We start from the raw sequence: 24,805 nt of genomic DNA, 5'->3' as shown, positions 1-24,805 counted from the left end.
TCCTGGTGGTGGTGGGGGCACCGCCACTGGTGACGATCCAGCTGAGCCCGACAACCGAGACCTGGGGATCCGTCGCGTCGACGGTCGGCCTGGTGGCCTACCCCGTGGCGATGGCTGCCGCGCTGCTCCTGTACTTCCACTGGCGACTCGTCGACGGCCGGGGAACCGCGTGGCTGGTCGCTGCCCTCACCGCCGTATCCCTCAAGGGGATCGCCACGGCCGGCATGCGGGCGTCGTACGCCGAGGAGATCCGGGCCAACGCGACCAGCCTGATGCTCGTGGACCTCGCGTTCGCGGGCGGCGTGCTCGCCATGCTGGCCCTGTTCGCGCAGCGCCAGCGACCGCCGTTCGACCCGATGGCGATGGGCCTGCTGATCGGCCTCTTCGTCACCTCGGCCGAGTTCGCCCTCCTGACGAACCCGCCGTTCCTCGACCGGTCCTTCAGCGCCGTGACGCTCGGCAACGTGCTGCTGCTGACCCTGCAGCTCACGGCGGCGTACGCCGTGCTGCACATCGCCGCGCTGCCGCCCTGGGCGCGGGCGCGGCTCGGTGTGGCGCTCGGCCTGCTGAGCCTCAACCGCGCCATCACCTACCCCGTCGCCGGCTCCGCCGTGGTGAGCGCGACGGCCATCGTCACCGACTTCCTCGGCGCCGTGCTGGTCTTCGGGACGGCGCTCGCCCTGCTCCGCACCACCATCAACGACAACGCCGAGGCCGTCGACGAGCTGCACCAGCGGGTCGAGCACTTCGAGGCCGAGTCGCGCAACGACCGGGCACGGCTCCACGAGATCAACGCCACCATCGCCGGCATCGCCTCGGCCACCCGGCTGATCCACCGCGGCCCGGACCTCCCCTCGCACCGCCGCGGCCTGCTGCAGGAGATGCTCGACTCGGAGATCTCGCGGCTCGAGCGGCTGATGGAGGCCAAGGGCCAGCAGCTGCGCGACGTCGAGCTCGACGACGTGATCCGCCCCCTGGTCGTCGCCCAGCACGCGCTCGGCCGGCCCGTCTTCTGGACGCCGAGCGGGCAGTGGGCGCACGGGCGCGCCGACGACATCGCCGAGGTCGTCAACGTGCTCCTCAACAACTCAGCGCGCCACGCCCCCGGCGCCGCGGTCGTCGTCAACACCCGCCGGGTGGGTGACTGCGTGGAGATCCGGGTCTCGGACTCCGGTCCCGGGATCTCCAAGGAGATGACGGCACGGCTCTTCGAGTGGGAAGCCCACTCACCCGACTCCCCCGGCGAGGGAATCGGACTGCACGTGGCGCGTCGGCTCATGGAGGAGCAGGGTGGGTCGTTGAGACCTGTACTGTCCCATGCATCAGGAGCCGTCTTCGTCGTCGGTCTACAGCCTCCGAGGGACATCCATGAGTCAGCAAACGCTCGCGCGGAGTAGCGTCCGCATCCTCATCATCGAGGATCACACGCTGTTCGCAGAGTCCCTCGAGCTCGCGCTCTCGATGGAGGGCTACGACGTGCGCCGGCTTCCCGTCCAGGAGAACCACCTGACCCAGGGCGCGCTGCTCTCGTCGGTCGTGCGGCTGCACCCCCGGATCGTGCTCCTCGACCTCGACCTCGGCCACCTCGGCGACGGCGTCCGGCTGATCGCGCCGATCGCCCGCTCCGGCGCCCACGTGGTGGTGGTGACCGCCTCGCCCGAGAAGGGCCGCTGGGGCGAGTGCCTGCGGTACGGCGCCCGCAAGGTGCTGAGCAAGGCCCGGCCGCTCAACGAGATCATGGCGACGGTCCGTCGGCTCAACCAGGGACTGCCCGTCATGGACCGCGAGGAGCGCGAGGACCTGCTCCAGGCCTGGCACCGCGAGCGGCAGCACCAGCAGGAGCTGCGCACCCGGCTGCAGCGGCTGACCAACCGCGAGCGCGAGGTCCTCGGCCACCTCACCGAGGGGCACACCGTCCGCGACATCGCCCGCATCAGCGTGGTCTCCGAGGCCACGGTCCGCACCCAGGTGAAGTCGATCCTCGCCAAGCTCGAGGTGTCCTCGCAGCTGGCGGCCGTGGGCGTCGCCCACGCCGTCGGGTGGCGTCCGCCCGGTCCCTGACCCGCTGTTCCAGCCGCACTCCCGGGTGGGACACCGCCCGCCCTGACCCCGCCCGGGTTTCTGGCCTTCTTGCCGAATTTGTGGCATGCCCCCCGTGTCGTCCGCTGCCTACGGTTGCGGGACCGACCACACCAAGGGGGTAGGGGCGGTTTGACCTCACTGACTGACCTCGGCACGTCCGTCGCACCCGGTTCCCTCGCCGGAAGCCTGCGGAACGTCGCACGCCGGGCACGCGGTGCCCGCGGGGTGCACGCTGCCCCGCTGCCCGCGACCCGGACCCGGCCCGGCGCCGGGCGGCTCCCGCTGCTCGTGCTCGCCGACGTCGTCGCTGCGCTCCTCGCGGTGGCGGTGCTGGCGCTGACCGGTGGGCCCTTCGGGCTCCGGGTCGTCGTCGCGCTCGCCTCGACCTGGGTCGGCCTGCTCGCCGTGAGCCGCACCTACCAGGCCGGCCGCGTCGCCGTCGGCGCCACCGAGACCACCCGGCGCGTGCTGCGGGCCGGGGTCGCCCTGACGCTGGGCTGCCTGCTGCTCGCGCCCTTCACGGCGCTCCCCGACGGCTCGGCACTGCTGCTGGTCGCCGGCACCGCCAGCGCCGTGTCGCTGGCGCCGCGACTGGTGGCGCACGCCCGCGCCACCTCCTCGGACCACGCCGTCGGGCGACGGGTGCTGGTCGCCGCCAACCACCCCGACGACGCCGCCCAGGTCGTCGCGGAGCTGCGGCGCGACCGCTCGCACGCGTTCGAGCTCGTGGCCGTCTGCGTCGACGAGCCCGGCGAGGAGACCACGTTCGGCGTGCCCGTCACGACCGACGTACGCCGGCTCGCCGCGCACGCGACCGAGTGCGGCGCGGAGGCCGTCATCGCGATCCCGTCGCACGAGCTCGACGCCGCGACGCTGCGCCGGATCGGGTGGGAGCTCGAGCTCACCGGCACCCAGCTCTACGTCGGCACGCCGCTGCTCGACGTCGCCTGCGGCCGAGCCACCATGGCGCCCGTCGCCGGGCTCCGCATGCTGCACGTGGAGTCCCGGACCCGCCGGGTCTCCTGCCTGCTCGCCAAGGAGCTCCTCGAGCGTCCGCTCGCGGCGCTGATGCTGCTGGTGCTCGCGCCGGTCTTCGTCGCCGTCACGATCGCCGTACGCCGCGACACCCCAGGGCCGGCGTTGTACCGGCAGACCCGGATCGGTCGCGACGGCGTGGGCTTCACGATGCTGAAGTTCCGCACGATGACCACCGACGCCGACCGGATGCTGGCCGAGCTCAGCGAGCAGAACGAGTCCGACGGCAAGCTCTTCAAGATGCGTCAGGACCCCCGGATCACCAAGGTCGGCGCCGTGCTGCGCAAGTACTCCCTCGACGAGCTGCCGCAGCTCATCAACGTCGTGCTCGGCCACATGTCGCTCGTGGGGCCCCGGCCGGCGCTGCCCTCCGAGGTCGTCCGCTACGACTACGACGAGTGCCGCCGACTGGCGCTCAAGCCCGGCATCACCGGCCTCTGGCAGGTCTCCGGTCGCAGCGACCTCTCCTGGCAGGAGTCGGTCCGCCTCGACCTGAAGTACGTCGACAACTGGTCGCTCGCCCAGGACGTGGTGCTGCTCGCCCGCACCGCCAGCGCCGTCCTCTCCCACCGCGGCGCCTACTGATCTCATCCGCACCGGTGCTCGAGGTGCGGGCACAGCGAGCGGCGCCGGTGGTCGAGGCGCGAGCGGAGCGAGCCTTGAGACCTCCGTCGCCGGTGCAGGGCAGCGAGGTACGCCGGTCGAGCTCGTCGAGACCTGCCGACCCGGTTGGTTGCGGCCCTGCGTTCCCTCCGGGGCTTCGAGACTCGGGGCCGGGACGTCTCGCGCCTCAGCCACCGGCCGGGTCGCGGTCTCGAAGATCTTTACTTTCTTCTTTCCCCAGATGCCCTCAACCACGGCCTTCTCGGGCCGGGAGTGTCGGTGGCCGCTGCTTGAGTGGACCCATGACAGCCACCGCCGAGCACACCTTCCCGGGCGAGTCCCCGGTCGAGGTGCTGGCCCAGGCCCGGGACCGCCGGCGTGCGGCCCAGGTGGCGGAGGCCGAGCTGCTGCAGCTCGCCGTGGAGTGGGCGGTGCACCACCCCGCCGAGTCGCTGGCGGCCGCGGCCACCATCGAGCTCGACGGTGTCGACACCGGCATCCCGGTCGCCGGGGAGGGGGCGCCGTGGATCACCGAGTTCTGCGTCGCCGAGTGGGCCGCCTCGCTGGGGATGTCGACCGACGCGGGTCGGGCGTTCCTGGGTGAGGCGGTCGAGCTGCGCTACCGGCTGCCGAGGGTCTACCGCCGCGTCGTCAATGCTGAGCTGCCAGCCTGGCGGGCTCGCCACATCGCACAGAAGACCCAGGCCCTCAACCCCGAGGCCGCCGACTACGTCGACCGGCACGTCGCGCACGTGGCCCACAAGATCGGCCCCACCCAGACGATGAACCTCATCGACGAGGCGATCGCCCGCCACGACCCCGCCCTGGCCGCCGAACGCTTCCAGAAGGCGATCGACCACCGGGCGTTCAACATCCACCTCGGTCAGGCCTCGCTGGATGGCACCGTCGACGTGACCGGCGTCCTCGACGCCGCCGACGCGGTCGACCTCGAGCACGCCGTGGCCGACCTCGCCACCCAGCTGCGCCGGCTCGGCTCCGAGGAGTCCCTCGACGTCCGCCGCTCCCGGGCGGTGGGTGAGCTGGCCCGCGGCGCCCAGACGTTGGACCTGACCGGCGACCCAGCCGAGGAGGGTCCGCGGCGGTTGCACCGGCGGCCCGCACGCCGCCGCAGGGTCAGCCTGGTGATCCACCTCTCCGAGGACGCCGTCACCGGCCACGAGGGTTCTGCCCCGCTCGGGCGGGTCGAGGGGATCGGCTGCCCGATCACCAGCGAGCAGATCCGGACCTGGCTCACCGCCCCGGACGTGGACATCACCGTCAGGCCGGTGGTCGACCCGTCCGGCTGCGCCCCGGTGGGGGCCTACGAGGTGCCGGACCGGCTGGCCGACCTGGTCGACGACCGCGACCACCACTGCGTCTTCCCCTGGTGCACCCGCAAAGCACGCGGCTGCGACCACGACCACGTCATCCCAGACTCTGCTGGCGGGCCGACGTGCCGCTGCAACCTCGCCGCCCTGTGTCGCAAGCACCACCGGCTCAAGACCCACGGCGGCTGGACCCACACCCACGTCGACGACGGCACCTTCCTCTGGCGCAGCCCCCACGGCCACGCCTACCTCCGCGACGAGACCGGCACCCGTGACGTCACCCCCGACCCCGACGCCACCCGACGCCGCATCGTCGAGGCACACCGTCGGGTCGACCCGCCCGAGCAGTAGCTGCCCCGCCCCACACCCCGCCAGACGACGCTCGGCGGGGACACGGGCATGTCCGGTCACCGCGCCCTGCACCGGCTGCGGGGGTCTCGAGGCCCGCTCCGCTCGCAGCTCGACCGGTGCGGGGGGCTCAGCCGGCCTCGACGACGACCTCGACCTCGAAGCCCTCGGAGTTCTCGAGGTACAGCGCGGTGTGCTGCTCGCCCCCGGCGTGGGGGTAGCGGTCGGCGAAGAGCTCGTGCCAGCCGTGGCCGGAGGACTCCGCCCGCATCCGGTCCAGCAGCTCGCGCGACTCGCAGGTAAGCGCCAGGTGGTTGATCCCGGGACGGAGCCGGTCGTGGGGAGCGTCGACCTGGTCGGCCGACCGCTCGAGGAAGGCGTAGGTGCCGTCGGGGTGGACCCAGGAGCGGTCGCCGTCGGCCTCCCAGCCGAGCTCGCCGAGCAGCCAGGCCCACTCCCCCGCGGCGACCTGCGGGTCGCCGACCCACAGGTCGAAGTGGTGGATCGCCCGGCCCACGCCGGCGCTCACTCCGCGCTCATCCCGCGGTCACTCCCACTCGATGGTGCCGGGCGGCTTCGAGGTGATGTCGACGGTGACCCGGTTGACCTCGGAGACCTCGTTCGTGATGCGGGTGGAGATCCGCTCGAGGACGTCGTACGGCAGCCGCGCCCAGTCGGCGGTCATCGCGTCCTCGGAGGTCACCGGCCGCAGCACGACGGGGTGGCCGTAGGTGCGGTGGTCGCCCTGGACGCCCACCGAGCGGACGTCGGCGAGGAGCACGACGGGGAACTGCCAGATGTCGCGGTCGAGGCCGGCGCGGGTGAGCTCCTCGCGGGCGATGGCGTCGGCCTCGCGCAGGATGTCGAGTCGCTCGCGGGTGACCTCGCCGATGATGCGGATGCCGAGCCCCGGCCCCGGGAACGGGTGGCGCCAGACGATCTCGGACGGCAGCCCGAGCTGCTCGCCGACCAACCGCACCTCGTCCTTGAACAGGGTCCGCAGCGGCTCGACGAGCTCGAACTCCAGGTCGTCGGGAAGCCCGCCCACGTTGTGGTGGGACTTGATGTTGGAGGTGCCGGCACCGCCGCCCGACTCCACGACGTCGGGGTAGAGCGTGCCCTGCACGAGGAAGGCGACCTTCTCGCCCTTGTCGACGACCGCCGCGCCGAGCACGTCGGCCTCCGCGGCCTCGAAGACCCGGATGAACTCGCGGCCGATGACCTTCCGCTTCTCCTCGGGGTCGCTCACCCCGGCGAGCGCGTCGAGGAAACGCTTCTCGGCGTCCACGACGTGCAGGTCGACGCCGGTGGCGGCGACGAAGTCGCGCTCCACCTGCTCGGCCTCGCCCTTGCGGAGCAGGCCGTGGTCGACGAACACGCAGGTGAGCCGGTCGCCGATGGCCCGCTGCACCAGCGCCGCGGCCACCGCGGAGTCGACGCCGCCGGACAGGCCGCAGATCGCGTGGCCCTCGCCGATCTGCTCGCGGATCCGCTCGATCTGCTCCTCGACGATGTTGACCATGGTCCACGTCGGCCGGCAGCCGGCGATGTGGTGGAGGAAGTGCTCGAGCACCTTCTGGCCGTGCTCGGTGTGCATCACCTCGGGGTGCCACTGCACGCCCGCCATCCGCCGCTGGACGTCCTCGAACGCCGCCACCGGGGTCACGTCGGTCGAGGCGAGCACGGTGAAGCCGGCCGGGGCCGCGGTCACCGAGTCGCCGTGCGACATCCAGACGGAGTGCGCGGTCGGGATCTCGCTCAGCAGCGTGCCGGGCTCGACGACCGAGACCGGGGTGCGGCCGTATTCGCGGGCGCCGGTGTGGGCGACCTCGCCGCCCAGGCCCTGCGCCATGAGCTGGAATCCGTAGCACATGCCGAAGACCGGGACCCCGGCGTCGAACAGGCCCGGGTCCAGGGACGGGGCTCCCTCGGCGTACACCGACGACGGGCCGCCGGAGAGGACGATCGCCTTCGGCCTGCGCGCCAGCATCTCCTCGACCGGCATCGTGTGGGGCACGATCTCGGAGTAGACCCGCGCCTCGCGGACGCGGCGGGCGATGAGCTGGGCGTACTGGGCGCCGAAGTCGACGACGAGGACCAGGTCGTGCTCGGGGTGATCCATGCGCGAAGCCTAACGGCGCGGCCCCGGGGGTCGTGAACTGCGGACGTACGCCGGTCCGGTGCCCCCACGCTGCCCTGCACGCCCGAGCGCGGGCAGGGCGCGTGGAAATGCACCAGGGCCCGGCCGGGGAGGGAGGGTGGCCGGGCCCTGATCGTCCACGCTTCTGCTGGACAGAGCCTGGACCTTGGGACCCGGCTTGGGAGGGAGCGGTGCCGGGTCCGACCCCTCAACGAGACCCCGACCCGGGGGTTACGGGAGTGACGCAGGAATTTTCCGGAAGTTCCCGGGAGGTCTAGCTGACCCCCACGATCGGCAGCCGCAGCGCCCCCGGAGCCGCCTCCGGCACCGCCGGGGACCTCGGCGGGACGGGCGCCAGCGGCTCGTACGCCGAGCCCAGCGGCGGCCGCGGGTCGGCCTCGCCCTTGTTGGGCCAGTAGGCCATCGCCCGCTCGGCCTGGGCGGTGATCGTGAGCGACGGGTTGACCCCGAGGTTGGCCGAGATCGCCGAGCCGTCCACGACGTGCAGGCCCGGGTAGCCGTACATCCGCTGGTAGGGGTCGACGACCCCGGTCTCCGGGCTGTCGCCGATCGCGCAGCCGCCGATGAAGTGCGCGGTCAGCGGCCGGTTGAACGGCTCGCCGATAGAGCCGCCCTCGGTGCCGCCCATGATCCGCGCCATCCGGCGCACCGCGTCGTTCGCGGCCGGGATCCAGGTCGGGTTGGGCCTCCCGTGCCCCTGCCGCGACGACATCATCCAGCCGAACGGCGTCTTCTTCGGGAACGTCGTGATCGAGTTGTCGAGCGACTGCATGACCAGCGCGATGACGGTCCGCTCGCTCCAGTGCTTCACGTCGTAGAGCGCCCGGACGCTGGACTTCTTCCGCCACAGCTCGCCCAGCCAGGTCCGCCAGCGCGGCATCGGCCCGTCGCCGTCGGTGAGCACCGTCTGCATCAGCGAGAGCAGGTTGGAGCCCCGGCCGTAGCGGACCGGCTCGATGTGGGTGTGCTCGTCGGGATGGAACGACGAGGTGATCGCGACGCCCTCGGTGTAGTCGACCGACAGGTCGGGCGCGATCGCGCCGAGGATCGACTCGGAGTTGGTGCGGGTGAGGTAGCCGAGCCGGCCGGAGATGTCCGGCAGGTCCCCCTCCACCTTGAGCCGGTGAAGCAGCCGCTGGGTGCCGAGCGAGGCCGCCGAGAAGACGACGTGGTCGGCGGTGAACGTCTTGGTGGCGGTGCGTCGCGACAGCTTCGCCTTCGTCCAGCGGGCGTCGACGACGTACCCGCCTTCGTCCCGCGGCCGGACCCGGGTCACCGTGGTGAGCGGGTGGACCTGCGCGCCTTGCTTCTCGGCGAGGTAGAGGTAGTTCTTGACCAGGGTGTTCTTGGCGTTGTGGCGGCAGCCGGTCATGCACTCGCCGCAGTGGCGGCAGGGGCTGCGGTCGGGCCCCGCGCCGCCGAAGAACGGGTCCGGCACGGTGTCGCCCGGCTGCTGGCCGCCCTGGCCGAAGAACACGCCGACGGGGGTCGGGTGGAAGGTGTCCCCGACGCCCATCTCCTCGGCGACCTGCTTCATCACCTCGTCGCTGGGGGTGTGCCGGGGCTGCTGGACCACGCCGAGCATCCGCTTCGCCTGGTCGTAGTACGGAGCGAGCTCGCTGCGCCAGTCGCAGATGTGGGCCCACTGCGGGTCGGTGTAGAAGGCCGGCAGGGGCTCGTAGAGCGTGTTGGCGTACACCAGCGAGCCGCCGCCGACGCCCGCACCGGCCATGATCATGCAGTCGCGGACCATGTCGATGCGCTGGATGCCGTAGCAGCCCGCCTCGGGCAGGAACAGGAACTTGCGGACGTCCCACGACGTCTCCGGGTACGACGCGTCGTCAAACCGCGCCCCCGCCTCGAGGACGCCGACGCGGTAGCCCTTCTCCGTCAGCCGCAGTGCGGTGACCGAGCCGCCGAAGCCGGAGCCGATGACCAGGACGTCGTAGTGGACCGGGTCTCGCCGGTTGGGGGCCACGTTCACTTCCTTCCGATGCGGTGCAGGAACCGCAGCTGGGCCGTCATCACCTTCGCGTAGGTCTCGTCCGACATGCCGAGCATCGGCGCGAACCGCACCAGCCGCTGCGTCGCCACGGACTGCGACTCGGTGTAGCGGTGGATGCCCTCGCTGCCCTGGCGTCGGCCGAGGCCGGAGAGCCGCATGCCGCCCATGGGCGAGTCGATGCTGGCGAACGTGGCACCGAAGGCCTCGTTGACGTTGACCGTGCCGCAGCGGATCTCGCGGGCCAGCCGCCGGGCCCGCGACGTGTCGCGGCTGTAGATCGAGGCGTTGAGGCCGTACTCGCCGGCGTTGGCGCGGGCCACCGCGTCGGCCTCGTCGTGGAAGCGGTAGACGGCGATGACCGGGCCGAACGTCTCGTTGCCGAAGCAGGTCATCTCGGGGGTGACGCCCTCGAGGATGGTGGGCTCGTAGAAGTAGGGGCCGAGGTCGGGTCGCGCCTTGCCGCCCGCGAGCACCCGCGCCCCCTTGGCGACCGCGTCGTCGACGTGGGCGACGACCGTGTCGAGCTGGGCCTGCGAGATCAGCGACCCCATGTCGTTCTCCCAGCCCAGGGTGGCGCCGAGCGTCATGGCCTGGGTCCGGGAGACGAAGCGCTCGACGAACCGGTCGTAGACCTGGTCGGCGACGAAGAGCCGCTCCATCGACACGCACAGCTGCCCGGCGTTCGAGAACGACGCCCGCACGGCACCCTCGGCGGCGCGCTCGAGGTCGGCGTCGCGGAGCACCAGCATCGGGTTCTTGCCGCCGAGCTCGAGGGAGCAGCCGATCAGCCGGTCGGCGCACCGCTTGGCGACGGCCCGGCCGGTGCCGGTCGAGCCGGTGAAGCAGATGTAGTCGGCACGGTCGATGATCGACGTGCCGACCTGCGAGCCGGGGCCGGCGACGACCTGCCACAGGTCGGCGGGGAAGCCGGCCTGCTCCAGCAGCTCGGCGCCGAGCAGCGCGGACAGCATGGTCTGCGCGTCGGGCTTGGCGACGACGGCGTTGCCGGCCAGCAGCGCCGGCAGGCCGTCGCAGAGCGCCATGGTGAACGGGTAGTTCCAGGGCGAGATGATGCCGACGACGCCCTTGGGGATGCGGTTGAGCTCGACCCGGGTGAGGCCGGGCACGACGCCGATCTTGCGGTGGGTGTCGAGGTGCTCGTGGGCGGTGCGGCCGTAGTAGCGCGCGGTGAGGGCGACGTGGAGCGGCTCGTCGAACGCGTGCTTGCGGGCCTTGCCCGACTCCCACACGATCAGGTCGATGATCTCGTCCTGCCGGTCGAGGATCAGGTCGTGCAGCCGCAGCAGCATCGCCGCCCGCTCGTCGAGCGGGGTGCGGGCCCAGACCTCCTGCGCCCGGTGCGCGCGCTCGAAGGCACGGGCCACGTCGTCGTCGCTGGACTGGGGGATGTGGGCGAGCGGCTGCCCGTTGAGCGGCGAGCGGACCTCGATGCTCTCGCCGGTCGACGCGAGCACGCGTCGGGTGAGGCGGGCGACGTAGTCCGGCTCGAGGGCGTACGACGCGGCCGGGTCGTGCTCGGGGTCCGCGGGCCCGTCCAGGAGGGGGCCGCCGGGGGCGTTCTGCGCACTCATGTACCGAGAGTATGTGACGCCCGTCTCGCTATCTACCCTTCAGTAGCAAGTGAGAGGCTTGACACATCACCTTGAAATGTCAAGCGGGCCGAGGCAGCCACCGGCCGTGCCCCCGGCGTGCCGGGGCGCGGACGCTCCCGACCGGGGTTGCCGGGGCCCCGCACACTGGAGGCGTGCTCACCCGCGAGATGGCCCAGGCGCTGCGCGACGCCGGACTGGTCTGGACACCTGCCAGCGGCGACCGCTTCGTCGTGCCCGACCGCGACCTCGACGACGACGTCTTCGTCGTGAGCGAGATGGTCATCGAGTCCGTCGAGATCCCCAGCGGGGACCGGCTGCTGGCCTTCAACGGCACCACCGAGTGGGCGCTCGACAGCCTCGAGGCAGCCGAGGCCCTGTGGCTGCCGCGCGAGGACCAGCTGCGGCAGCTGCTCGGCGAGGCGTTCGTGTCGCTCGAGCACACCGGCCGGGAGCCGGAGGGGTACGCCGTCACCACGGCGGGGCCCGACGGGCCGGCCCGCCACGTCGACGTCACCGCCGAGGCGGCCTACGCCCGCGCCCTGCTCGCCCTGCTCGGCTGACGCGCGGCCGCGGTCAGCTGGCCACGCCGGCCGCGCGGGACTCCTCGAGACCGCGGGCCGCGAGCCGGTCGGCCCGCTCGTTGAACTCGTCGCCGGCGTGCCCCTTGACCCAGAACCACTCGACGGTGTGCCCGGCGCTCAGCTCGACGAGGCGCTGCCACAGGTCGACGTTCTTGACGGGCTCCTTGGCGGACGTCTTCCAGCCGTTGCGGGACCAGCCGGCCACCCACTTGGTGATGCCGTTGCGCACGTAGGTCGAGTCGGTGTGGATGTGCACGACCGACGGCCGCTTGAGCGCCTCCAGCGCGCGGATCGGAGCGGTGAGCTCCATCCGGTTGTTCGTGGTCGTGCCGGGGTCGCCGCCGCGGATCTCGAGCGTGTGCGAACCCTGTCGCAGCACCGCTCCCCAGCCGCCGGGTCCCGGGTTGGGGACGCAGGCCCCGTCGGTGTGGACGACGACCGGAGCCGTCTCACTCACTCGACGACGACCTCGACCCGCTGGAACTCCTTGACCTCGGTGTAGCCGGTGGTGGCCATCGACCGGCGCAGCGCGCCGATGAGGTTCATGGTCCCGTCGGCGACCCGCGAGGGGCCGAAGAGGATCTCCTCCATCGTGCCGACAGGTTCGAACGCGACCCGCTGGCCGCGCGGCAGGTCGGCGTGGTGCGCCTCCGTGCCCCAGTGGAAGCCGCGACCCGGCGCGTCGGAGGCGCGGGCGAACGGAGAGCCCACCATGACGGCGTCGGCACCGCAGGCGATCGCCTTGGCGATGTCGCCGGAGCGGCCGATCGAGCCGTCGGCGATGACGTGGACGTAGCGGCCGCCGGACTCGTCGAGGTAGTCGCGGCGCGCCGCGGCGACGTCCGCGACGGCGGACGCCATCGGCACCGCGACCCCGAGCACGGTGCGGGTGGTGTGGGCGGCGCCGCCGCCGAAACCGACCAGCACGCCGGCCGCGCCGGTCCGCATCAGGTGGAGCGCGGCCTGGTACGTCGCGCAGCCGCCGACGATGACCGGCACGTCGAGCTCGTAGATGAACTCCTTGAGGTTCAGCGGCTCGGCCTGGGAGGAGACGTGCTCGGCGGAGACGGTGGTGCCGCGGATGACGAACATGTCGACGCCCGCGTCGACGACCGCCTTCGCGAACTCCTTGGTGCGCTGGGGCGACAGCGAGCCCGCCACCGTCACGCCGGCCTCGCGGACCTGGCGGAGCCGCTCGGTGATCAGCTCGGCCTGGATGGGAGCGGAGTAGATCTCCTGCATCCGGCGGGTCGCCTCGGGACCCTCGAGGCCCGAGACCTCCTCCAGCAGCGACGTCGGGTCGTCGTACCGGGTCCAGAGCCCCTCGAGGTTGAGGACGCCGAGGCCGCCGAACCGGCCGAACGCGATCGCGGTCTCCGGCGACATCACGGAGTCCATCGGCGCGGCGATGACCGGCATCTCGAAGCGGTAGGCGTCGATCTGCCAGGCGACGCTGACCTCCTCGGGGTCGCGGGTGCGCCGCGAGGGCACGATCGCCACGTCGTCGAAGGAGTAGGCGCGTCGCGCCCGCTTGGCCCGTCCGATCTCGATCTCGGTCACCGGGCCACTCTAGTTGGCGGTCGCCGTCAACGAGCGGGCAGCAGGTCGAGCAGGTGGCGCGCCTGCGCCTCCGTGCTCCCCGGCGGGTTCCGCCGGAACCCGCCGGCCCCGGGCAGCAGCATCGCCAGCCAGAAGCTGGCGTGGAGCCGCCGGCAGGCCAGCAGCCGCTCCTGCTCCCCCGCCGGCACCCCGACCGCGGCGGCCACCGCGGCGGGATCCGCCAGGCCCGGCAGCCGCAGCGCCACGTGCTCGACGAGGTCGGCGAGCTCGAAGGCGCGGTCGGACAGCCCGGAGTCCTCGAAGTCCAGCAGCCTGACGCGCTCGCCGTCCCACATCAGGTTGGCCGGGTTGCCGTCAGCGCGCGACAGCACCGGTCCTGCGCCTGCTGCCAGCGCCTCGTCGGGGGCGGCCAGCCACTCGCCGGCGGCAGCCACCGCCTCCGCGACCAGGGCGGGCTCGCGGCACCCGGTCAGGTCGGCGCCGGCAGCGTCCTCCAGCCACCCGGTGACGGAGCCGGGGAAGTCGGCCGGGCCGTGGACGCGCTCGCCGAGGTGGGCGACGGCCGCCACGGGCACGGCGTACAGCCGGGCGAGCGCGTCGCCCACGGCGTCGAGCTGCCGGGGCGTGAGGGACTCCGCGCCGAGCGGCTCGCCGGGGATCCGCGACATCACCACGGCGGGCCGACCCTCGACCTCGAGCCGGTCGATCGGTTCGGGAGCCAGTCCTCGGGCGTGCTCGTGAAGCAGCGCGAGCACATCCCACTCGCGGTCGGGCTCGCCGCGGTCCCAGGAGCTGAAGACCTTGGTGACGCGGTCCCCGTCGTAGCGCAGGTCGTGCGTGTGCTGACCCCCGGGCACCCGCTCAGCGCCCGTTGTAGTTGGGCGCCTCGACCGTCATCTGCACGTCGTGCGGGTGGCTCTCCTTCAGCGACGCCGAGGTGATCCGGATGAACCGGCCCTTGTCCTGCAGCTCCGGCACGGTGCGGGCGCCGACGTAGAACATCGACTGCTGCAGGCCACCGACGAGCTGATGGGCGACGGCGGCGAGCGGGCCGCGGTAGGCGACCTGGCCCTCGATGCCCTCGGGGACGATCTTGTCGTCGCTGGTGACCTCCGCCTGGAAGTAGCGGTCCTTCGAGTAGGACTTCTTGCCGCGGCTCGACATCGCGCCGAGCGAGCCCATGCCGCGGTAGGCCTTGTACTGCTTGCCGTTGACGAAGACCAGCTCGCCGGGCGACTCCTCGCAGCCGGCGAGGAGGGAGCCGATCATCACGGAGTCGGCGCCGGCGACCAGCGCCTTGGCGATGTCGCCGGACTGCTGCAGGCCGCCGTCGGCGATCACCGGGACCCCGGCCGGCCGGCAGGCCAGCGAGGCCTCGTAGACGGCCGTCACCTGCGGCACGCCGCAGCCGGTGACGACGCGGGTGGTGCAGATCGAGCCGGGGCCGAAGCCGACCTTCACGGCGTCGGCGCCGGCGTCGACGAACGCCTGCGCCCCCTCGCGGGTGGCGACGTTGCCGCCGATGACCTGCACGTGGCGGGTCGCCGGGTCGGTCTTGAGGCGCTTGACCATGTCGAGCAGCATCCGCACATGGCCATGGGCGGTGTCGGCGACGAGCACGTCGACGCCGGCGTCGACCAGCGTCGTGGCGCGCTCCCAGGCGTCGCCGAAGTAGCCGATCGCGGCGCCGACCATGAGCCGGCCGTCGGCGTCCTTGGAGGCGTCGGGGAACTGCTCGGACTTCACGAAGTCCTTGACCGTGATGAGGCCCGCGAGGCGGCCCTCGTCGTCGATCAGCGGCAGCCGCTCGCGCTTGTGCTGGCGCAGCAGCGCGGCCGCGTCGTCGCGGGAGATGCCGACCGGGCCGGTGACCAGCGGCGGCCGGGTCATCACCTCGTCGACCTTGGTGGTGGCCCAGTCGGCGACGGGGGTGAACCGCAGATCGCGGTTGGTGATGATGCCGAGCAGGCGGTTGTCGGCGTCGACGACGGGCAGGCCGGAGACGCGGTACTCGCCGCAGATCCGGTCCAGCTCCTCCAGCGTCGCGTCCGGGCCGATGGTGACCGGGTTGGAGATGATGCCCGTCTGGGTCCGCTTCACCAGGTCGACCTGGTAGGCCTGGTCCTGGGTCGACAGGTTGCGGTGGAGCACGCCGACGCCACCCTGCCGGGCCATCGCGATGGCCATCCGCGACTCGGTGACGGTGTCCATGGCGGCGCTGATCAGCGGCACCTTGAGCGAGATCTCGCGGGTCAGCCGCGAGGTCGTGTCGATCTCGTCCGGGGCGAGGTCGGACTGCCCGGGGAGCAGCAGGACGTCGTCGTAGGTGAGGCCGAGGGCGGCGAACTTGTCGGGGACTCCGGGGTCGGACATGGGGTCCTCTCGGGCGAGCGGCGGCGGGGCCTTCATCGTACGGCCCGCGCCTCCGCCGCCCGCAGCCCGGCTCAGTCCTGCGCAGCCGGTCGCAGCGGACGCAGGTCCCGCACCGGCACCCGCACCGTCAGCACGTCGGCGGACATCCGGATCCGGCCGCGCAGGCCCGCGCCCAGCACCATCGGCAGCACCGCCTGGTTGTCGGCGCGGGTCGTCAGCACGATCTCGGCCGCACCGCGGGCGGTCGCCAGCCGCGCCACCTCCACCAGCAGCCGGGTGCCGATCCCCCGCCGCTGCCAGGCCGGGTCGACCCGCAGCGTGACGGGGTGGACCCCCTCGTCCCCGGTCCCGGGCCGCAGGACCGCCAGCCCCACGGAGGTGCCGTCGACGACCGCGGTGACCGCGTCGTCGGAGGCGACGTACTCCGGGGTGGCCCCGGCGCCGAGCCGTCGGCCGGGCGCCACGGCGACGGCCTCGGCCCGACCGCGCTCGAGCACGTCGGTGACGAGGTCGGCCATCGCGGCGCCGCGGGCGTGCTCGGTCGCGGTGAACGGCGCCGTACGGCGCACCTGCACCTGCACCTCGCCGACCGTCATGTCCATGACGTCCTGCACCGGCGCCCGGGAGACGTCGGCCGGGTCCGCCTCCGCGTCGAAGAGCCGGGCGACGACCTCCGGGAAGGAGGCCGGCTGGGCCAGGACCTCGCGTGCCGCCTGCACGTAGCGGGTGGGCTGATCCGTCAGCGCCGCCTCGGTGCACGGCGCCGCGCTGACGGACCGGCCGCCGGACCGCCCCAGCAGCTCGGCGATCTCGGCCGGCCCCCAGCCCTCCGGCGACTGCAGCACCAGCTCGTCGGTGACCGTCTCGATGCCCGGGAAGATCTGCAGTCCCAGGATGTTCACGCCCGCGTCGCCGCACTCCTTCGCCAGCGCCGCCAGGGCGCCCGGCCGGTCCGGCAGCGCCGTCCTCACTCGCCACAGCATGTCGGGTCCCCCACTCTCGCCGCACTTCGCGTTCTCCGTGGAAGGAGCGTGCACCGTGGGCGTTGCGCGGCCGGGTCGCCCGTGTTTCGCAGGTGAAAACTTGCGACCGGGAGGCAACCGATCGACGCTTCGGTGCGTCGATGGAGCATGAGGACTCGGGGACCCCGTGGGGGGACACATGAGGCGTGACGAGGAGTCGTTCACGCAGTTCGCTGCCGCCTCTCACGACCGGTTGCGCCGCACGGCCTACCTGATGTGCGGCGACTGGGACCGCGCCGCCGACCACGTGCAGGAGGGACTCGTGCGGGTCTACGTCGCCTGGCCACGCCTGTCGCGCCAGGGTGCCGAGCTCGCCTACGCCCGCAAGGCGGTGGTCAGCGCGTTCCTCGACTCCCGCCGACGGCGGTCGAGCACCGAGGTGCCGGTGTCCGAGCACCCGGAGGGTGCGGGCGCGCACGAGGACCCGACGCACCACCTGGCCGACCGTGACGCCCTGATGCGCGCGCTGGCGCAGCTCCCCGAGCGGCAGCGCGCCTGCGTGGTGCTGCGCTTCTTCGACGACCTCGACGTCCACCAGACCGCCGTGGCGATGGGCTGCTCGGAGGGCACCGTCAAGAGCACCACCTCACGGGCACTGGCCGGGCTGCGGTCCATCTTCGAGAAGGCGGCGCGCGACGAGCTCGTCGACTCCATCCCACGCGACGAGAGGAGCCTGCCGTGGGTCACGACCTGAGCAGCCTGCTGCGCGAGGCCGCAGCACAGCCGACCAGCGAGGTCGCCTCCGACGTCGTCGAGGTGGTGCGGCTCGGCCGGGCGCGCGTACGCCGCCGCCGCCGCACCGTCGCCGTCTCCGTCTGCGCGGCCGCGGTGGCCGTCGCCACGACGGTCTCCGTGCTCGCGTCGGGCGCCGGCCTCGGCCGGATCGACCCCGCCGAGCAGCGGCTCGAGCCGGTCGGCCCGGTGGTCTCCCCCGACGACGCCGTGCCCGGCAGGGCCGGGCGCGACTGGACGCAGCTGGCCACGTGGACCAACGACAACCTCAACCGCGCCAACGGGCAGTACCTCTCCGGCGTCACCCCCGATGGCATGGCGCTCATCAAGGACGGCCCGCACGGCATCCGCAACCTGGTCCGTTGGGGGCTGCTCCAGCCCCGCAGCGGCGCGGTCTCGTGGCTGCCGGGCACGCCGCGCAACGACCTCGAGCGCCCCCTGCTGATCGAGGACCACCGGATCGTCTTCTACGGCAGCGTCGGCCGGGAGGCTGCGGTGATCGTCTTCGACCGCGACGCGGTCACGTGGTCGGATCCGCTGCCGCTCGGCATGAGCGCGATGGAGGTCAGCCAGGCCCAGCTCGGCGCCGACGACCGCGTCTACTTCGTGGAGGACGACGGGTCCTACGGAGGGCGGCTGTGGTCGCGCTCGCTCAACCCCGGCGACGAGCCTCGCGACGAGGGCCTGAACGTGGGCGAGCTGGTGGCCCAGGGCGACCTCCTCGTCTGGACGAAGGTCACCAACGACCCCAACGACCAGGTCACGATCCGCGACCTGGTCACGGGTGAGGAGCGCACCTTCGACCCGCAGTCGGGCGACCGGTGCAACCAGCTCTCGCTGCAGGTGGCCGGCGAGCACCTCGTGCTGGGCCAGTACTGCGGCACCACCAACGGCGGTCGCACCCCCGTCCGTGACGACCGGGTCCAGGTCGTCGACCTCGAGGGCGACCCCGTCGTCACGGTCCGTGGTCACGGCGTCGAGGCCGGGACGGCGTCGGCCGACGGGGTCGTGGTCACCGCCTACGGCTCGATCGACGACCCCGATGGGACGACCTACCTCTGGCACTTCGAGCGCGGCGAGCTGCTCGAGCTCGCCGACTCGAGGTCCAACTACTCGTGGACGTGGCTGCCCGACCACTCGGTCCTGACCTGGACCGAGGCCACCAACGGCCGGCGCGGCGCCGCCCAGGTCATCGCCACACTCGAGTGACCCGGAAATCACATCGACCCGTCGTCAGTTGACGACGGGTCGATGTGGAAGGGGTGGATCAGTGGCCGTGGCCGTGACCGTGGCCGTGACCGGCGCCGGCCGCGGCCTCCTCCTCCTCGGGCTTGTCGACGACCAGGGTCTCGGTCGTGAGCAGCATGCCCGCGATCGAGGTGGCGTTGACCAGCGCGGAGCGGGTCACCTTGACCGGGTCGATGACGCCCTGGGCGATCAGGTCGCCGTACTCGCCGGTGGCGGCGTTGTAGCCGGTGCCGGCGCCCGCGTCGCGGACCTTGGCGACCACGACGTGGCCGTTCTCGCCGCCGTTCTCCGCGATCCAGCGCAGCGGCTGGTCGGCGGCCTTCCGGACGATGCGGGCACCGACGGCCTCGTCACCGGTGAGGCCGAGGTCGTCGTCGAGCACGGAGACCGCGTGGATGATCGCGGAGCCACCGCCGGCGACGATGCCCTCCTCGATCGCGGCGCGCGTCGCGGAGACGGCGTCCTCGATGCGGTGCTTCTTCTCCTTGAGCTCCACCTCGGTGGCGGCGCCGACCTTGATGACGCACACGCCGCCGGCCAGCTTCGCGAGGCGCTCCTGGAGCTTCTCGCGGTCCCAGTCGGAGTCGGTGGACTCGATCTCGGCCTTGATCTGGTTGACGCGGGCCTCGACGTCCTTCGCCTCGCCGGCACCGTCGACGATCGTGGTGTTGTCCTTGGTGACCACGACGCGGCGGGCCTGGCCCAGCACCTCGAGGCCGACCTGGTCGAGCTTGAGCCCGACCTCGGGGGCCACGACCTGGCCGCCGGTGAGGGTCGCGATGTCCTGCATCATCGCCTTGCGGCGGTCACCGAAGGCCGGCGACTTCACCGCGACGGCGTTGAAGGTGCCGCGGATCTTGTTGACGACCAGGGTCGAGAGCGCCTCGCCCTCGACGTCCTCGGCGAGGATGAACAGCGGCTTGCCCGCGGCCATGACCTTCTCGAGCAGCGGCAGCATGTCGGCGATCGCCGAGATCTTGCCCTGGTGGAGCAGGATGTACGGGTCGTCGAGGACGGCCTCCATGCGCTCCGGGTCGGTCACGAAGTACGCCGAGATGTAGCCCTTGTCGAACTGCATGCCCTCGGTGAACTCGAGCTCGGTGCCCATGGTGTTGGACTCCTCGACCGTGATCACGCCGTCCTTGCCGACCTTGTCGAAGGACTCGGCGAGCAGCTCGCCGATGTGGCTGTCACGGCTCGAGATCGTGGCGACCGAGGCCATGTCGGACTTGGTCTCGATCTCGCGGGCCGCCTCGCGCAGCGCGTCGCCGACGGCCTCGGCCGCGGCGTCCATGCCCCGCTTGAGGCCCATCGGGTTGGCGCCGGCCGCGACGGCGCGCAGGCCCTCGTGGACCATCGCCTGGGCGAGCACGGTGGCCGTGGTGGTGCCGTCACCCGCGACGTCGTTCGTCTTGGTGGCGACCTCCTTGGTCAGCTGGGCGCCGAGGTTCTCGAACGGGTCGTCGAGCTCGACCTCACGAGCGACGGTCACGCCGTCGTTGGTGATGGTCGGCGCGCCCCACTTCTTGTCCAGCACGACGTAGCGGCCCTTGGGGCCGAGCGTCACCTTGACGGTGTCGGCGAGGGCGTCGACGCCCCGCTCGAGCGCCCGGCGGGCGTTCTCGTCGAACTCCAGGATCTTGGGCACTGCTTACTCCTTAGAGACAAAAGACCTGACGTGCCTGGCGCCCGGCTGGCAAGGCGCCGCCGCGAAGTCGACCTGTGGAGCGGAGCGGTCGTCGAGCGGCGGCAACGCTGCCAGCCGGGATGCCAGGTGCGTCAGGAGACGACGGCCAGGACGTCGCGGGCAGAGAGGATGAGGTACTCCTCACCGGCGTACTTGACCTCGGTGCCGCCGTACTTGCTGTAGATGACCTTGTCGCCCACGGCCACGTCGAGCGGCACGCGGTTGCCGTTGTCGTCGATCCGACCCGGACCGATGGCCAGGACCTCGCCCTCCTGGGGCTTCTCCTTGGCGGTGTCCGGGATGACCAGGCCCGAGGCCGTGGTCTGCTCGGCGTCGAGCGGCTTGACGACGATCCGGTCCTCGAGGGGCTTGATGTTGACCGACACTGTGTCGACCTCCACTTTCGATCTGACGTAGGTGCGGGGGCTCCCCGGCGGGTCGCCCCCCGACGTAGGGGCCTGCGGTGAGGTACGCCGTCGCGGGTGTCGTACGTCGTCGCAAGCGCTGGCACCCTCAGGGCGAGAGTGCCAGATCAGACGTTAGCACTCCCCCTGATCGAGTGCCAGAGAGACTCCCACCGGCCCAGACGGGGCGCCGCTGCACGCCCCGTCCGGCCGGCCCCGGGCCCCCGCCCCGGACCCCTGTCTCAGGACCCGACCTGGGGCAGCGCCAGCCACTCCTCCCAGGTCAGGTCGCGCCCGACGTACCGGGGGGCCTCGAGCGGCCACTCCTCGGCGACCCAGCGCGGCACCAGCTCGGCGAGGGCCGCCTCGAGGTCGGTGCCGACGCACTCGTCGACCACCCACCAGGAGATGTCGGCGTCGGCGCCGGGCCGGTCGGTGGGGTCGATGTAGACGCAGCCCAGCAGGGCGGTCTCGTCGGCGTCGAAGAGCGCGTAGTTGAAGGAGGCGTTCACGGCCATGTCGTCGGCGTGGTGCTGCAGGTCCTCGCGGTCCTGCTCGTGGGTCATGTGGGCGGGCGGCCACCCCCACGCCTGTCCGTAGATGCTCCAGAGCCGCTCGCGCGACCCCATGACGGCGACCATGTCGAGGTCGACGTCGTCGGCGCGGATCGGTCGGAGGTGGTGGCCGAAGGCGACCGGCACCCGGGTGGGGTGCACGAAGTCGGCGGGCAGCCAGGTCGACGTGGAGGCGGGCATCTCGAGGCCTTTCGGGAGGAGTGGCTCACCGCGGCGCGGCTGAGGAGGACTGCCGCGCCGCGGTGGATCAGGGGTGGGGACCGGGCCGTCTCAGCGGCCGCGGCGGCTGAGGCCGATAGCGACCGCGGTCAGCCAGAGCGGCCCGGTCATGCCGGCCATGTACTGCATGGGGCTGACGAGGAACAGCGCGGACAGGCCACCGAGCACCAGGCTGGTCCAGCCGATCCAGCGCGGGTAGGCACCCTGCCGGAACGAGGCGTGTGCGAGGGCCAGCGCGGTCAGGCCCGCCCCGCCCCAGATCCACGGCACGGTGCCGACCCAGTGGCCGAAGAAGGCCATCGTCTCCGGCACGAAGGCGTAGTCGCCGGCGGCGAAGGCGAACGCGAACTCGGTGGTCAGGCCCGCCCCCATCAGCTGGGCGACGGCCACCAGGCCGAGGCCGCCGGCCGCGATGCCGGGCAGCAGGCTGTCGCCGCCCACGCGGTGCCGGAGCTGGCGGTGCAGGCCGGCGGCGAAGACGACCATCAGGGCGCAGGACAGCATGGTGGAGACGTGGAAGAGCAGGATCTGCGGGACCTGCTCGGCGAGCCGGTCGGCGATCGCCTCGGGGTCCCCCTGCACGTCGGAGGCGTAGACCGCGTCGGTCAGGCTGCTGCCGACGATCGAGAGGATGCCGGCGACGCCGGCGCCGACACCGGCCAGGGCCCAGCCGCGGCCATGGCGGTGCGGGGTGCCGGTGCGGCCGCCGGTCTGGTCGCCGGTCTGGTCGAGGGTGGTGCTCACGGGGTCATCTCCTGGGGTCGGGACTGCGGCGTACGTCGCCGCGACCCAACCCTCGGGCCCCGGGACCCGGCCCACCACGGACAGTGCGAGGTGTGCGACTGGTGTGCGGCCGGCGTGCGGCTCCGGAGAAGCCGGCCTCAGACCGCTGCGGCGCCGGCCGCCAGCGCGACCGCAGCCTCGGGCGCGAGGCCACGGCCGTGGTCGAGGGCGTCGTCGTACCGGTCCTCGCCGAGGTGGCCCCGGGCCTCCTCGGCCGCGGCGGCGATGGCGGCGGGGTCCGGGTGGTAGTAGCCGTAGCCCGCCGTGCCGACGACCTCGCGGATGCCCTGCGCGGCACCGAGCAGGATCGGCACCCGGGCGTGGGTGCCCTCGGCAGCCTCCAGCACCGCCATCGCGTCGAGGAAGTAGGCGAGGTTGGCCTGGTCCCCGGTCTCGAGCGAGAGCCGCATGCCCTCGTCGAGGTGGCGCCGGGCGTGCTCGTGCTGCTGCCGGCCGAGCTCGAGCTGCGAGAGGTTGTAGAGGGCGATGTACGCCGTCAGCCGGTCGCCGCGCCGCCGGGCCGAGGCGAGGCCCTGCTCGAGGTGGCCGACCGCGGAGTCGGCGTCGCCCTCGAGCAGGTCGACGGTGCCGAGCCAGATGCGGGCGAGCGCGAGGGTCCAGTCCCCCACCTCGCCCGCGGCCTCGCCGAGCGGGATGGCGCGCTCGAAGCAGTCGCGGGCCTCGGCGAGCTCGCCGGCCGCGAGCGCAGCGGCCCCGGTCCCGGCGACCGCGTTGACGGCCGCCTCGAGGTCGTCGCCGGTGTGCGCGGTGGCGTCTGCCCACCAGTGGCGGGCCGCCGGGAGGTCGTCCATCGCGAAGCTCATGGTGGCCGCGGCGAGCGCCGCCCGCGCCCGCACCTCCTCGGGCGGCCCCTGCGCCATCGCCGCCTCGCTGATCCGCCGGCCGTGGGCGTGGTGGCCGCGCAGCCACCAGTAGAGCCACAGCGCCCAGGCCAGCCGCGCCGCCGTCTCGACGTCGCCGGTGGCGAGGCAGTGCTCGGCCGCAGCGGTGAGGTTGGGGTGCTCGAGGTCGATGCGGCCCAGGGCCGCGACCTGGTCGCCGTCGCGGTAGTGCGGCGCCGCCTCCTCGGCGAGAGCGAGGAAGTGGCGGGCGTGGGCCGACGCCGTCTCGCGGTCCTCGCCCGCCTCCTCGAGGCGGTCGCGGGCGTACTGCGCCACGGGCTCGAGGAGCCGGTGGCGTCGCGGGCCGGGCGCCTCGACGTTGACCACCAGCGACTGCTCGACCAGCGCCTCGAGCACGCAGAGGACGTCTGCGTCGCCGGGGTCGCCGAGGCCGCCGAGGAGGTCCACGACCTGCTCGACGTCGTCGAGCCGGAAGCCTCCCCGGAAGACGGAGAGGATCCGCAGCAGCTTCTGCTCGTCCCGGAGGAGCAGGTCGTAGCTCCAGTCGAGGGTCGCGCGCATGGTCCTCTGCCGCGCGGGGTGGTCCCGCCCGCCCGCGAGCAGGGCGGTGTCGAGCCGGTCGAGCAACGACGCCGGGTCGAGCAGCCGGCACCGGGCGGCGACGAGCTCCATCGCCAGCGGGATGCCCTCGAGCCTGCGGCAGATCTCGGACACGACCGGCAGCTGCCGACTGCCCTGGCCCCAGCCGGGGCTCACCGCCGAGGCGCGCTCGAGCAGCAGCGTCAGCGCGGGTGCGGCGTGGTCGTTGTCGCCCGCCGGCACGGCCAGCGGCTCGACCGGCACCTCGACCTCGCCGCGGACCCGCAGCGGGGCCCGGCTGGTGGCGAGCACCGTCAGGCACGGGACCGCCTCGACGAGGGCGGCCACCCGGGGCGCGACCCCCAGCAGGTGCTCGACGTTGTCGAGGACCAGCAGCAGCTCCTGCCCCTGGAGGTGGGCGGCGAGGGCCGCCACGAGGTCGGCGTCCGGGCCGGGCGCGGCGTCGACCGCCTCGGCGATGGCCGGCAGCACCGCCTCGACGTCCAGCAGCGGCGCCAGCTCGACGTACGCCACGCCGCCGGCGCGGCGGGCGGCCACCTCGGTCGCCGCGGCGAGGGCGAGCCGGGTCTTGCCGACGCCGCCGACGCCGGTCAGCGTCACGAGCCGCTCGCGCTCGACGAGCGTCCGCAGCCGGGCGAGGTCGTCGGTGCGCCCCACGAGGGGCGTGGCCGGCACCGGGAGAACGGCGCCACGGAGCTCGGGGGCCGGCCCGGCCGCCGCGGCACGCGTCGCGCGGGCGCGACCGGGCACCGCGGCGAGCAGCGCGGCGCGTTCTGCCTCGTCGGCCCCGAGGGCGTCGGCGAGACAGCGCACGGTGTGGGGGTAGGGCCGGGTGCGGGTGCCGCGCTCGAGCGCGCTGACGGCGTGGCTGCTGAGCGAGGCACGCTCCGCGAGCTTCTCCTGGCTGAGGCCCGCGGCCTCCCGGAGCCGGCGCAGGACGGCGCCGAAGGAGTCCTGTCCTGCCACCCCTCCTCCTCCCGGTC

Annotated in this window: 21 protein-coding genes; 7 read left to right on the top strand and 14 right to left on the bottom strand. The window is 72.9% G+C overall.

The window, feature by feature from the left end; translation table 11 throughout:
• Window positions 1-29 precede the first annotated feature (29 nt).
• The 4 genes from ACFP2E_RS06835 to ACFP2E_RS06820 all read left to right on the top strand — a co-directional run bounded on the left by ACFP2E_RS06835 (window position 30) and on the right by ACFP2E_RS06820 (window position 5,399).
• Window positions 30-1,397: a sensor histidine kinase gene (locus ACFP2E_RS06835; protein WP_378522642.1), complete on the top strand. Its 1,368-nt coding sequence runs from the start codon at window positions 30-32 to the stop codon at window positions 1,395-1,397.
• Window positions 1,369-2,061 (top strand): LuxR C-terminal-related transcriptional regulator, encoded by a 693-nt coding sequence (locus ACFP2E_RS06830; RefSeq protein WP_378522643.1) that lies wholly within the window; start codon window positions 1,369-1,371, stop codon window positions 2,059-2,061. Before ACFP2E_RS06835 ends, ACFP2E_RS06830 begins: the two co-directional genes overlap by 29 nt.
• 150 nt (window positions 2,062-2,211) lie before the next feature.
• Window positions 2,212-3,702, top strand: coding sequence for a sugar transferase (locus tag ACFP2E_RS06825; RefSeq protein ID WP_378522644.1), 1,491 nt, complete (start codon window positions 2,212-2,214; stop codon window positions 3,700-3,702).
• Window positions 3,703-4,022: 320 nt separating this feature from the next.
• On the top strand, window positions 4,023-5,399 hold the full coding sequence (locus ACFP2E_RS06820; protein ID WP_378522645.1) for an HNH endonuclease signature motif containing protein: 1,377 nt from the start codon (window positions 4,023-4,025) through the stop codon (window positions 5,397-5,399).
• Between the two features lie 127 nt (window positions 5,400-5,526).
• Here the strand turns inward: ACFP2E_RS06820 and ACFP2E_RS06815 are convergent, their stop codons facing one another.
• From ACFP2E_RS06815 to ACFP2E_RS06800, 4 genes are all read right to left on the bottom strand, one after another.
• Window positions 5,527-5,925, bottom strand: coding sequence for a glyoxalase (locus ACFP2E_RS06815; protein WP_378522646.1), 399 nt, complete (start codon window positions 5,923-5,925; stop codon window positions 5,527-5,529).
• An 18-nt stretch (window positions 5,926-5,943) separates the two neighbouring features.
• Window positions 5,944-7,518, bottom strand: a complete 1,575-nt coding sequence (gene guaA, locus ACFP2E_RS06810) for a glutamine-hydrolyzing GMP synthase (protein ID WP_378522647.1) — start codon at window positions 7,516-7,518, stop codon at window positions 5,944-5,946.
• Between the two features lie 292 nt (window positions 7,519-7,810).
• Window positions 7,811-9,535, bottom strand: coding sequence for a GMC family oxidoreductase N-terminal domain-containing protein (locus ACFP2E_RS06805; protein ID WP_378522649.1), 1,725 nt, complete (start codon window positions 9,533-9,535; stop codon window positions 7,811-7,813).
• A gap of 2 nt (window positions 9,536-9,537) precedes the next feature.
• Window positions 9,538-11,154 (bottom strand): succinic semialdehyde dehydrogenase, encoded by a 1,617-nt coding sequence (locus ACFP2E_RS06800; protein ID WP_378522650.1) that lies wholly within the window; start codon window positions 11,152-11,154, stop codon window positions 9,538-9,540.
• A gap of 173 nt (window positions 11,155-11,327) precedes the next feature.
• On the opposite strand from ACFP2E_RS06800, the gene ACFP2E_RS06795 reads away from it, so the two are divergent.
• Entirely contained in the window at window positions 11,328-11,735 is a 408-nt protein-coding gene (locus tag ACFP2E_RS06795) for a pilus assembly protein CpaE (protein ID WP_378522651.1), read from the top strand.
• A 13-nt stretch (window positions 11,736-11,748) separates the two neighbouring features.
• Here the strand turns inward: ACFP2E_RS06795 and rnhA are convergent, their stop codons facing one another.
• The 5 genes from rnhA to ACFP2E_RS06770 form a co-directional block, all read right to left on the bottom strand.
• Window positions 11,749-12,213, bottom strand: a complete 465-nt coding sequence (gene rnhA / locus ACFP2E_RS06790) for a ribonuclease HI (RefSeq protein WP_378522652.1) — start codon at window positions 12,211-12,213, stop codon at window positions 11,749-11,751.
• Window positions 12,210-13,316, bottom strand: coding sequence for a GuaB3 family IMP dehydrogenase-related protein (locus ACFP2E_RS06785; RefSeq protein ID WP_378522653.1), 1,107 nt, complete (start codon window positions 13,314-13,316; stop codon window positions 12,210-12,212). Before ACFP2E_RS06785 ends, rnhA begins: the two co-directional genes overlap by 4 nt.
• 26 nt (window positions 13,317-13,342) lie before the next feature.
• Window positions 13,343-14,173, bottom strand: coding sequence for a phosphotransferase (locus ACFP2E_RS06780; protein WP_378522654.1), 831 nt, complete (start codon window positions 14,171-14,173; stop codon window positions 13,343-13,345).
• A gap of 4 nt (window positions 14,174-14,177) precedes the next feature.
• Complete coding sequence (gene guaB / locus ACFP2E_RS06775; protein WP_378522655.1) at window positions 14,178-15,689, bottom strand: IMP dehydrogenase; 1,512 nt, start codon at window positions 15,687-15,689, stop codon at window positions 14,178-14,180.
• 71 nt (window positions 15,690-15,760) lie between these two features.
• The gene (locus ACFP2E_RS06770) at window positions 15,761-16,660 is read right to left on the bottom strand and encodes a GNAT family N-acetyltransferase (RefSeq protein ID WP_378522656.1); all 900 of its coding nucleotides are present in this window, start codon (window positions 16,658-16,660) and stop codon (window positions 15,761-15,763) included.
• Between the two features lie 190 nt (window positions 16,661-16,850).
• Here ACFP2E_RS06770 and ACFP2E_RS06765 point away from each other — a divergent pair, with 190 nt between their 5' ends.
• Both ACFP2E_RS06765 and ACFP2E_RS06760 read left to right on the top strand, forming a co-directional pair.
• Window positions 16,851-17,405: a SigE family RNA polymerase sigma factor gene (locus ACFP2E_RS06765; protein WP_378522657.1), complete on the top strand. Its 555-nt coding sequence runs from the start codon at window positions 16,851-16,853 to the stop codon at window positions 17,403-17,405.
• Window positions 17,390-18,652, top strand: coding sequence for a hypothetical protein (locus tag ACFP2E_RS06760; RefSeq protein ID WP_378522658.1), 1,263 nt, complete (start codon window positions 17,390-17,392; stop codon window positions 18,650-18,652). Before ACFP2E_RS06765 ends, ACFP2E_RS06760 begins: the two co-directional genes overlap by 16 nt.
• A 58-nt stretch (window positions 18,653-18,710) precedes the next feature.
• Here ACFP2E_RS06760 and groL read toward each other — a convergent pair whose 3' ends face one another.
• From groL to ACFP2E_RS06735, 5 genes are all read right to left on the bottom strand, one after another.
• Window positions 18,711-20,339: a chaperonin GroEL gene (groL, locus tag ACFP2E_RS06755; RefSeq protein WP_378522659.1), complete on the bottom strand. Its 1,629-nt coding sequence runs from the start codon at window positions 20,337-20,339 to the stop codon at window positions 18,711-18,713.
• Between the two features lie 131 nt (window positions 20,340-20,470).
• A complete protein-coding gene (groES, locus tag ACFP2E_RS06750) occupies window positions 20,471-20,764 on the bottom strand; it encodes a co-chaperone GroES (protein WP_378522660.1) in 294 nt (97 codons plus the stop codon).
• A gap of 260 nt (window positions 20,765-21,024) precedes the next feature.
• A complete protein-coding gene (locus ACFP2E_RS06745; protein ID WP_378522661.1) occupies window positions 21,025-21,537 on the bottom strand; it encodes a GNAT family N-acetyltransferase in 513 nt (170 codons plus the stop codon).
• Window positions 21,538-21,627: 90 nt separating this feature from the next.
• On the bottom strand, window positions 21,628-22,320 hold the full coding sequence (locus ACFP2E_RS06740) for a hypothetical protein (RefSeq protein ID WP_378522663.1): 693 nt from the start codon (window positions 22,318-22,320) through the stop codon (window positions 21,628-21,630).
• 137 nt (window positions 22,321-22,457) lie between these two features.
• On the bottom strand, window positions 22,458-24,788 hold the full coding sequence (locus ACFP2E_RS06735; RefSeq protein ID WP_378539299.1) for an ATP-binding protein: 2,331 nt from the start codon (window positions 24,786-24,788) through the stop codon (window positions 22,458-22,460).
• Window positions 24,789-24,805 lie beyond the last annotated feature (17 nt).

The sequence above is a fragment of the Nocardioides sp. GCM10027114 genome, assembly GCF_042659625.1.
GTDB lineage: Bacteria > Actinomycetota > Actinomycetes > Propionibacteriales > Nocardioidaceae > Nocardioides.
This window is presented reverse-complemented; position numbering and strand designations above follow the sequence as displayed.